The 10,166-nt window shown below is 55.5% G+C and carries 8 protein-coding genes and 1 pseudogene; 4 read left to right on the top strand and 5 right to left on the bottom strand.

What is annotated here, in order from left to right; genetic code table 11:
- Window positions 1-95: 95 nt before the first annotated feature.
- Both ABGT74_RS10880 and ABGT74_RS10875 read left to right on the top strand, forming a co-directional pair.
- Complete coding sequence (locus ABGT74_RS10880; RefSeq protein ID WP_346705522.1) at window positions 96-1,070, top strand: biotin--[acetyl-CoA-carboxylase] ligase; 975 nt, start codon at window positions 96-98, stop codon at window positions 1,068-1,070.
- Between the two features lie 43 nt (window positions 1,071-1,113).
- Window positions 1,114-1,650 (top strand): hypothetical protein, encoded by a 537-nt coding sequence (locus tag ABGT74_RS10875; RefSeq protein WP_346705521.1) that lies wholly within the window; start codon window positions 1,114-1,116, stop codon window positions 1,648-1,650.
- A 27-nt stretch (window positions 1,651-1,677) separates the two neighbouring features.
- Here ABGT74_RS10875 and ABGT74_RS10870 read toward each other — a convergent pair whose 3' ends face one another.
- Window positions 1,678-2,499 carry an EFR1 family ferrodoxin gene (locus ABGT74_RS10870; RefSeq protein WP_346705520.1) on the bottom strand — a complete coding sequence of 274 codons (822 nt, stop codon included), beginning with the start codon at window positions 2,497-2,499 and terminating at the stop codon, window positions 1,678-1,680.
- Between the two features lie 113 nt (window positions 2,500-2,612).
- Window positions 2,613-4,271: a ribonuclease J gene (locus ABGT74_RS10865; RefSeq protein WP_297284034.1), complete on the bottom strand. Its 1,659-nt coding sequence runs from the start codon at window positions 4,269-4,271 to the stop codon at window positions 2,613-2,615.
- Window positions 4,272-4,961: 690 nt separating this feature from the next.
- On the opposite strand from ABGT74_RS10865, the gene ABGT74_RS10860 reads away from it, so the two are divergent.
- Window positions 4,962-5,642: a 3D domain-containing protein gene (locus ABGT74_RS10860; protein WP_297284033.1), complete on the top strand. Its 681-nt coding sequence runs from the start codon at window positions 4,962-4,964 to the stop codon at window positions 5,640-5,642.
- 79 nt (window positions 5,643-5,721) lie between these two features.
- Window positions 5,722-6,249, top strand: a complete 528-nt coding sequence (locus ABGT74_RS10855) for a transcription repressor NadR (RefSeq protein ID WP_297284032.1) — start codon at window positions 5,722-5,724, stop codon at window positions 6,247-6,249.
- Between the two features lie 52 nt (window positions 6,250-6,301).
- Here ABGT74_RS10855 and ABGT74_RS10850 read toward each other — a convergent pair whose 3' ends face one another.
- From ABGT74_RS10850 to ABGT74_RS10840, 3 genes and pseudogenes are all read right to left on the bottom strand, one after another.
- Window positions 6,302-7,960, bottom strand: a complete 1,659-nt coding sequence (locus tag ABGT74_RS10850) for a glutamine--tRNA ligase/YqeY domain fusion protein (protein WP_346705523.1) — start codon at window positions 7,958-7,960, stop codon at window positions 6,302-6,304.
- Between the two features lie 30 nt (window positions 7,961-7,990).
- A complete protein-coding gene (gene gltX, locus ABGT74_RS10845) occupies window positions 7,991-9,643 on the bottom strand; it encodes a glutamate--tRNA ligase (RefSeq protein WP_346705519.1) in 1,653 nt (550 codons plus the stop codon).
- Between the two features lie 195 nt (window positions 9,644-9,838).
- A pseudogene (locus ABGT74_RS10840) lies at window positions 9,839-10,166 on the bottom strand (hypothetical protein); the annotation flags it as partial.

Below are 10,166 nucleotides of genomic sequence, written 5' to 3'. Positions count from 1 at the left end.
CTCCGCTTATAGCCGCAGTTTTTTTCAAAACTATTGTACTATTTCTCACTTTCGTTTACAATAGAATTATTGTTCACCAAGGAGGCGGAAAGCATATGGCGGTCAAGGATGCGGTATTGCAGGCGCTCGAACAGGCGCGAGGAAAACGGTTGTCCGGCGGGCAGCTTGCCCAGCAGCTTGGCGTATCACGTGCCGCCGTACACAAAGCGATCGCCGTACTGCGCAGCAGTGGCATGGCCATCGACGGTGTACCGGGCGAGGGCTACCGTCTCGCCCCCGAGGACGACAGTCTGACCGTGGCCGGTGTGCAGGCGTTGCTGGATACCCGCTTTGTGGGGTGGGAAATGGTCGTGCTGCACAGCCTGAGTTCTACCAATACCGTCATCAAGGAGCGGTATCTCGACCGTCCACACGGTTTTGTCCTGCTGGCGGAGGAGCAGACCGGCGGCCGCGGCCGTCTCGGGCGCACCTTTGTCTCCCCCGCCGAAACCGGCGTGTATCAGACCATTCTGCTGCACCCCACCCTGCCCATCAGCCATATCCAGCTTGCTACCATTGCCGCGGCTGTCGCTGTAGCCGAAGCGGTCACACAGACCGCCGGCTTCTCGCCGGAGATCAAATGGGTCAACGATGTGCTGCACGAAGGGCGCAAGCTCAGCGGTATCCTGACCGAAGCGACCATCGAAGGCGAAAGCGGTGCGGTCAGCTCCCTGCTGGTCGGCATCGGCGTCAACCTGCGGCCTAATCCCGCGTGGCCGGAGGACGTGCGCGCCGTTGCGGGCGCACTCAGCGAATTCGGACGTACACCGCGCCGCGCAGAACTGGCCGCCGCTGTATTGACGCACTTTGAACGAGCCTATTCTCTGCTCGAGCAGGATCGCGCGGACGAACTGCTCAATCAATACCGCAGCCGTCTGTGCTGTCTCGGCAAGCCGGTCAAGGTCATCAGCCCCGCAGAGACCTATCAAGCAGACTGCATCGGCTTGGATGACAACGGCTTTTTGCTGGTGCGCGATGCAGACGGACAAACCCGCACGCTGTCCAGCGGCGAGATCAGCATCCGCTTCTGATTCTGTATGACACTATATTATATAATGTAAGGAGTATCCCTTTATGTTTCAAACCGCCGCAGGTATCACTGTCCCCTTTCCGGACAAGCTGTGCGAACAGTATCAGCTGGACGGAGACACCATCCTCTGCAACCTCAGCTTTGAAAAGCTGTCCGATTTCATCCACGCCTTTTATGCTTCGCTGACGGAACCGCTGTTTCTTGCCATCCATCCGGACGCAGAGGACGAAGAAGTCTGGTATCTGGACGGCATGACCAAAAAACAGCTGACCATGATTCTCGACGGCTATGGCGAACTGCTGCTGCAGGACGGGCTGTCTGCGTTTGCCATCGGCTCTCTCACCACCAACGAAGAGCTGTTTGTGCAAAAATACAAGGTGCTGTCTATTTACAGCCCGCAGATCTCCCGCATGGAAAAACTGCTCGCGCGCTTTGATGTACCACGTACAGATTCGATCGTCACCGCGTGGGGCACCTTTTCCGAAGAACATCCGGGCATGGCACAGCGGTTGGAAATCGCCGGCATGACCGTACCGGACATGATTAACGACCTGCAAAAAATCGGCATGTATAAAGGCTGACGCAATCGCGTCAGCCTTTTACTTTTCTCATAGGAACAAGCTGACCACCGCACGGCGGCGATACCCTTCCTCGAGCTCGGTTTTATGATATAAGTAACCGGGGTCGTCGTAGTATTTCGCACCCTTCGGACACTTCTTAACGCACGCACCACACTTAATGCAAATTCCGGTAAACTCCCGCACATTCTCCGGGTTAATGGACCCCATCGGACAAACCTGCGCGCAGAGGCCGCAATCGTCACATGCTTCGTTTGTCTTTGGCTTGACCTTGCGGATATCCACCGGATTACCCGCACGGTCACGCGGCTGATAGTACGTGCGTTCCTCCCTCGCCCGTCCGGGCACGGCAATCGAAGGTGTATCCGCATCCACCGTCTGAACGCGCGCCGCCACCTGCGCAGCAAACCCGGCGGCCAGCGCCAAATCATCCGCATCCGGCCGACCAGCGGCAAGTGTGGTGGCAAACGAGTGTTCGCCCACAAAGGCCGCGGCTGCAAACGGCACAAACCCGCTATCCGCGAGGATATCCCGCAGCTCAATGAGCGAATCGTCAAAGGCACGGTTGCCGAACAGGACCACCGGCACCGCCGCCGCGCCGTTCCCCTGCACGGTCGCCAGATATTTCAGCAGCACGTTCGGCACGCGCCCCGCATAGGTCGGCGTGCCGAAAATCACCAGATCGTCCGCCGCAAAAGATAGTACATCCTGCCGTGCTTCTGGCATGGTAAAATCATACTCTGCAAGCGGCACATCCAGCGCCTGCGCCGCCCGTTCTGCAATTTGCTTTACCACACGCTTTGTTGTCCCTGTCGCGCTCCAATAAACTGCCCACACCCGATTGATCTGCATATACCGCGCCTCCCTTATCTATATAAAGTCAGTATAACAGATGCACCAACCACCGTCAAAGTCACGCTGCGCAAAACACAAAAAACAGCCGCAACAGCGGCTGTTTTTCTTTCTCAAATTTCCATGATGATCGGCAACACCATCGGGCTGCGCTTGGTTTTTTTGAACAGATAATCGCTCACGTCGCCCTTGATTGCCGACTTGAGGCTGTTCCAATCGCGCAGATTCTCCATTGCACAACGGTCGAGCGCCATCTGCGAAATATTACGCAGCTCTTCCATCAGCGCCTCGGCCTCCTTGACATAAACGAAGCCGCGCGAAACAATATCAGGACCTGCGATGACCACGCCCGTTGTCGCATCCACCGTGACCACGACAACCAGCAAGCCGTCCTCAGACAGATGCTTGCGGTCACGCAGCACCGCAGTGCCTACATCGCCAATGCCCAGACCATCGACCAGCAAGCGGCCCGCCGGCACGGGATTGCCCAAACGAGCAGAGTTTTCGCTGATTTCAACCGGACGGCCGATTTCGGTAATCAATACATTCTTGGGATTCACGCCCATCTCACGCGCCAGCCCCGCATGCTGCATCAGCATACGGTATTCACCATGCACCGGAATGAAATATTTCGGCTTGCACAGGCCCAGCATCAGCTTCAGATCCTCCTGACAAGCATGGCCGGATACATGAATTGCAGCAGAGCGGTCATAAATGACCTCTGCGCCCTGCTTATACAGCTCATTGACCATATTGTTGATCGACTTCTCATTGCCGGGGATCGCAGAAGCCGCAATCAAGATACGGTCGCCCGCATTGACCTCAACCTGTTTATGGCTGCCGTAAGCCATGCGGTACAGGGCCGACATCGTCTCGCCCTGCGAACCGGTGGATACAATAATCAGCTGGCTGCGTGCATAGCGCTTGATCTCGGAAATATCAATCATCACCTTGCCGGTATCGCGCAGATAACCAAGCTCACCCGCAACCTTGGAGATCTTCTCCATGCTGCGGCCGCATACGGCAACTTTACGTCCCGCCTTGGCTGCAATGTCCAGAATCTGCTGCAAGCGCGATACGTTAGATGCAAAGGTGGCAATGATGATGCGCTGATCGCTCTCCATGATGAACTTCTCCAGCGACTTGCCCACGATTTTTTCACTAGGCGTATAACCCGGGCGCTCCACATTCGTCGAATCGCTCATCAAGGCGAGGATACCCTTTTTACCCAGCTCACCAATACGCACCAGATCGATCATCTCGCCCGAAACCGGCGTCAGATCAATCTTAAAGTCGCCCGTGTGCAGGATGGTACCCAGCGGTGTCGTGATCGCCAGCGCCACCGAATCCGCGATCGAGTGGTTGGTGTGGATGAATTCCACCTTGAAGCAGCCCAGCTTGATCGTGTCTCCCGCGCGTACACGGTTAAGCTTGACCTTTTGCGGCATCTTGTGCTCACTAAGCTTGGTCTCGATGATGCCACATGTCAGACGGGTCGCATAAATCGGCGCATTGCACTCACGCAGAACATACGGGATCGCGCCGATGTGGTCCTCATGGCCGTGCGTGATGACATAGCCACGCAGCTTGTTCAGATTGCGCTTGAGGTAGGTGGTATCCGGGATCACCAGATCCACGCCCAGCATATCGTCATCCGGAAACGCAACGCCGCAGTCGATTACCAGAATATCATTGCCATATTCAATGACCGTCATATTCTTGCCGATCTCATTGAGACCACCGAGCGGTATAATCTTCAGTTTTTCTTTCATAACAGTTTTATCACTTTCCTTTATTCATCAGTTGAAATACTTATAAACAACAACCCGGGGTACTTCCCCGCGTTTTTACAAAGACAGACCTGCATCCCGTTCGTCCGCCTTTATGCACTATTTTATCTCTGCGCTGCAGTTCGGTCTCGCTGTATACCAGCGAGCATCCCCACACAAACTGCAAACACTTATTTTTTATAATACCACATTCCGCTTGCAGTGTAAAGTTTTTTTACAGACGGTGGAAAGTCGCAGCACAGAAATCCATCGTTTGCAAACCGCCCATATATACTTTATATATAATAGTATTCTCATGCACGGATATACTTATCCCTCAGCAGAAACCATTCCCCACTCCTCCTATTTGCACCGTCTCTGGCTTTCATCAGTTCCCCACCCGCAATCGAAAAATGTCATTTTGTAACCGTTCCTTGTGCACTAATCCGTTTGCAGCCGAAAATATCGACTGTTTTTTTCATGCGTCCGTACAGATATTCCGCTTATACAGAGAAACAATTATGTAGTTTGCACAAAAATGCAAAAAAGCGTTTGACAAATACGCGATTGTAAAGTATCATAGGTTACAGATCAGAAACAGATCGACAACAAATCAGTAACAACCAGAAAACAAATCGGTAACACCGATGCCGCGTTTTCGCGGGTTTTCACCACGATTTAGGAGTGTAACACATGTTCTTTTCTTTGCGAAAGCATGCATCCAAACTGATTGCTGCAACGCTGGCAGTCAGCACGATGGCCTCCATCAGTGCTGCGGCGCTCGATCAGCCGGTTGCAATGCTCTCATCCAACCTGAACGCATCTGTCGGCACGGTCCTGACCTCCGACCAGATCAACACCGCTGAGCAGGCGCTTTCCAAGGCGGAAGCCGAAGCCAAGGCAAAGGCAGAAGCCGAAGCGGCAGCCAAGGCTGAGGCCGAAGCTGCGCAGCAGGCCGCTGCTAACAAGCCCTCTTCCTCTCAGCAGTCCTCCAGCAGCGATTTGCTGACCGCACCGGTATCTGCGAAAACGGTTGCTTATTCTTCTTCCCTTCTGGCAACCGATTCGATCAAGAACAATTCGACGGCTCTGGGCAACTACAAGCTGACTTTCTACTGCCCCTGTGAGAAATGCAACGGCGTTGCCGGCGCACAGACCGCTTCCGGCACGACTCCGACAGAGGGCCGCACCATTGCTGTAGATTCCTCGGTCATCCCGCTGGGCAGCCGCGTTTATATTGAAGGCTACGGTGTGTTCATTGCAGAGGATACCGGCGGAGCGATCAAGAACAACAAGATCGACGTGTTCGTTTCTTCGCATGACCGTGCGTATGAGCTTGGTGTTCAGTACGCAAACATCTATCTGCTGGACTGATACAAACTGATTTTAGGGACTATGCTTGCATAGTCCTTTTTCTTTTGCTATGATAGGAATACTAAGGAGTGACTGTATCATGAACGCTGCTGAACGGCGCACCAAAATCACCCATCTTCTCATGCAAACGCAAAAGCCGCTTTCCGCAACCGCATTGGCTGCACAGTGCGGTGTCAGCCGGCAGATCATCGTAGGCGATGTCGCACTGCTGCGCGCTGGTGGGCTCTCCGTGCTGGCGACCCCCCGCGGTTATATTTTGGAGAGCACTGCTTCTACCCCGATCCAGCCGGAACGGCGCGTGGTGTGCCGACATGGCGACGACCGTCTGCTCGAAGAACTGTACACGGTCGTCGATTTGGGCGGCGCATTGCTCGATGTAACCGTCGAGCATTCGGTTTACGGCCAAATCTGCGCGCCACTTCATATCTTTTCCCGTTATGATGCCGATATGTTCTGCGAAAAGCTGAAAAGCCCTGCGGCACGCCCCTTATGCGAGCTGACCGGCGGCATCCATTTGCATACGCTGCGCGCACAGGACGAGGAAACACTCGACCGTGTAGTGCAGGGTCTGAGGGAGAAAGGCTTTCTTCTTACGGATGAAAAATAATATACGGCAACAGAAAAGCCGCAGATGGAACCATCTGCGGCTTTTTGGTCTTTTACTTTTGCAGCGTCTTAGCGAAGCTGTCCTTGAGGGTAACAATACGGTTGAAGCGGCCCTCTTCCCTGTCCTTCACATAGTAGCCCATGCGGACGAACTGGAAACGTTCCCCTTCCTTGGCATCCTTGAGCGACGGCTCCAGCTTGCAGCCCGTCAGCTTTTTCAGCGAATCCGGATTGAGATAATCCAGATAATCCGTTCCCTCCGGAACGTCGTTGACGTTTTCGAGTGTAAACAGGTTATCGTACAGGTACAGATCGGCATCCAGCGCATGCGCGGCAGATACCCAATGGATCGTGCCCTTGACCTTACGGCCATCTGCGGGCATGCCGTTGCCCGTCTCGAGGTCGGCCGTGCAGCGGATCTCGACAATCTCGCCGTTCTCATCCTTGACAACCTCGTTGCAGCGGACGATATATGCGCCCATCAGGCGCACTTCTCCGTCCGGCTTGAGGCGCTGGAACTTCGGAGGCGGAACCTCGGCAAAGTCACTTTTTTCGATATACAGCTCGCGCGTAAACGGCACCTTGCGTGTGCCGGCAGCTTCGTCGCGCGGATTGTTCGGCACCTCAAACTCCTCGCACTTATCCTCGGGATAGTTGGTGATAACCAGCTTAACCGGCTCCGTGACCGCCATGCGGCGCAGCGCGGTCTCGTTCAGTTCCTCACGGATACAGTGATCGAGCAGCTTGATATCGACCAGCGAATCCGCCTTGGCAACGCCTGCACGCTGCACGAAGTCCAGAATCGCGCTTGGCGTGTAGCCGCGACGGCGCAGCGCACACAGCGTGGGCATACGCGGGTCGTCCCAACCTTCAACGTGCTTCTCGAACACCAGCTGACGCAGGTAACGCTTGCTCATCACCGTGTGCGTCACATTCAGACGCGCAAACTCGCGCTGCTTGGGATGGTGCGGCAGCGGGCAGTTGTCCACGACCCACTCATACAGCGGACGATGGTTTTCAAACTCGATCGAACACAGCGAGTGTGTGATACCCTCGATCGCGTCCTGAATCGGATGCGCAAAGTCGTAAAGCGGATAGATGCACCACTTATCGCCCTGACGATGGTGATGCGCGCGCACGATGCGGTAGATCGCCGGGTCGCGCAGGTTCATGTTTGGGCTTGCCATGTCGATCTTGGCGCGCAGGGTCTTGGAACCGTCCTCGAACTTGCCTGCACGCATATCCGCGAACAGCTGCAAATTCTCCTCCACCGAACGGTTGCGGTACGGGCTTTCCTTGCCCGGCTCGATCAGGGAGCCGCGATAAGCGCGCATTTCCTCCTGCGTCAGGTCATCCACATAGGCCTTGCCCTCCTTGATGAGCGCAACTGCGCACTCATAGCAGGTCTCAAAATAGTCCGAACCGTAATACACGCCGCCGGACGGCTCCTCGCCGGTCAGCCATTTGATGTCCTCCCAGATGGAGTCAACATACTCAGTGTCCTCCTTGACCGGGTTGGTATCATCGTAGCGCAGGTTAAACAGGCCGTCATATTTTTTGCCGATCGACCAGTTGATAAAGATTGCCTTGGCCGAACCGATGTGCAGATAGCCGTTCGGCTCAGGCGGGAAACGGGTATGGATGCGCTCATTCAGTCCCGCCGCAATATCCTCATCAATAATTTCGGTCAGAAAGTTGTTTACATTTTCCATCATAGTGTTATTCTTCCCCCAAAAACCGAATTAAAGCGCGTTTGCACAGCGTTCCAGACGCTCCAGTACCTTGTCGCGGCCTAGAATGCCCATCACCGTCTGCAAGTCAGGCGCGTTCTGCCGCCCTGCGACCGCAACGCGGATGACCATCGACACATCGCCCACTGCACCCTTGTACGCGGACGGATCAGCCTTGTACGCCTTGGTATCCGCAGCATAGCCGTGTGCCGACGCGATCTGCTTCATCTTTTCAAAGAAACCATCCGGCGTGTCGTTTTCGTCAAACATCTGCGCAAAATCTGCAAGAATCGCTTTAGCGTCCGCCGCAGACACACGCTCCGGCATGGTGTAATCCGGCTGGAACAGCTCGTCGAACATGAAGTCCATATAGCCCTTCGCATCCGACCAAAGCGCCAAATCCTTGCGCGGCTTTTTGCCGCCGCGGCCGATGGCGAGGTATGCCTTGGAGAAAGCCGGGTCGCGCGTCAGCAGGTCATGGAACGGCTTATCGTTCTGAGCGCTCCACGACGCAAGATAGTCATATACCGTGTCAGCCGACATACGCGAAATCACGTTCTTAGAAACGTCGTGCAGCTTTTCAATATCGAACAGAGCGCCCGAACCGCTCATCTTCTTGGTCGAGAACGGGAAATCGTTCATCGGCAGATCGGGGTTGGCGCGCCGCCATTCCTCGAAGTTGGAGTTGAGCAGCGTCATCAGGTACTCAAGCACCGCCGGCACCGGATAGCCCTCCTGCTCATAGAAGGTCAATGCGAGTTCAGGGTCCTTGCGCTTGGACAGCTTGCGCTTGCCGCCGGTCTCGGGGTCGATCTTCATCAGCTGCGCGGTATGCGCATACTTGGGCGCCTTCCAGCCCATCGCACGGAACAGCTGCAAATGTACCGGCAAGGTCGCCAGCCATTCCTCGCCGCGCACGACTACGGTCGTACCCATCAGATGGTCGTCCACCACATGCGCGAAGTGGTAAGTCGGGATGCCGTCCGACTTGAGGATAACGATATCCTGATCGTTCTCGGTAACCTCCATCTTGCCCTTGACGAGATCCTCATGGCGGATCTTGTTTTCGATGCTGCCTTCCGAACGGAAGCGCACAACATAGGGCGTGCCTTTACCCAGTTCCGCTTCGATGTCCTCCATCGGGCGGTCACGCCACACGGCATATTTGCCGTAGTAGCCGAAATTCTCCTTGTTGACCTCCTGCTGGGCATGCGCCGCGGCAAGCTCCTCCTCCGTGCAGAAGCACGGATAAGCCATGCCGCGCTGCACCAAGCTCTTGACAAAGGTCTGGTAAATCTCTGCGCGCTGGCTCTGGCGGTACGGGCCGTATGCGCCGTTGTCGCCGTCGAGCGTTGCGCCCTCGTCAAAGTTCAGACCGAACACACGGAACACCTCGATGATGGTGCGCACGCCGCCCTCGACCTCACGCTTTTTGTCGGTATCCTCGATGCGCAGATAGAACACGCCGCCCGACTGGTGCGCCAGACGCTCGTCCACCAGCGCGCCATACAGGTTGCCCAGATGCATGAAGCCCGTCGGGCTCGGGCCCATACGGGTCACCTTTGCGCCTTCCGGCAGCGTGCGTTTGGGATAGCGCGCCTCGATGTCCTCCGGTGTGGTGTTGATATGCGGGAACAGCAGTTCCGCCAAACGGTTATAATCCATTTTGTTCACTCCAACTTCCTTGATGGGTATTTTCGCCCATGATAGGAATATTTTATCACAGCGCAACGCGCGGTGCAAGGCACAAAGCGCATCAATCGACGGCTTCCGCGCCCCCGGTTTTTGGCATAGCTGCGCGGGAAAAAGGCAAAGCGGCATGGCGCCTCTGCCATGCCGCTTTTCGCAAGCCCCGCTCCCTTACGGATTGACCGTTTTTGGGTTTGTGTCCGCGCCGGTGTCCGCCGTACCGGTTGTCGTGCCCGTATCGTTGCCCGTTACCGCATCGCCGACTTTATCCATGCCGTTATCAATTGCATTTCCGGCATTATCCATGCCGTTCTCCACGGCATCACCCGCATTGTCCATACCGTTCTGGATGTCGTCGCCGACGGTATTGCCGTTGTCCACCACGCCGTCATTGTTCGTGTCCTCTGTCACGTTATTGTTCGTGTCATTCGGATTGGTTTCATCCGTCGTGTTGGAGCAACCGCAAGCAAACACCATCGTCAGCGCGGCCAGCAAAGCG

Source organism: uncultured Agathobaculum sp., from assembly GCF_963927765.1.
Taxonomy (GTDB): Bacteria; Bacillota; Clostridia; order Oscillospirales; family Butyricicoccaceae; genus Agathobaculum.
The sequence above is the reverse complement of the archived record's forward strand: the minus strand, read 5'-3'. Positions and strand labels throughout refer to the sequence as shown.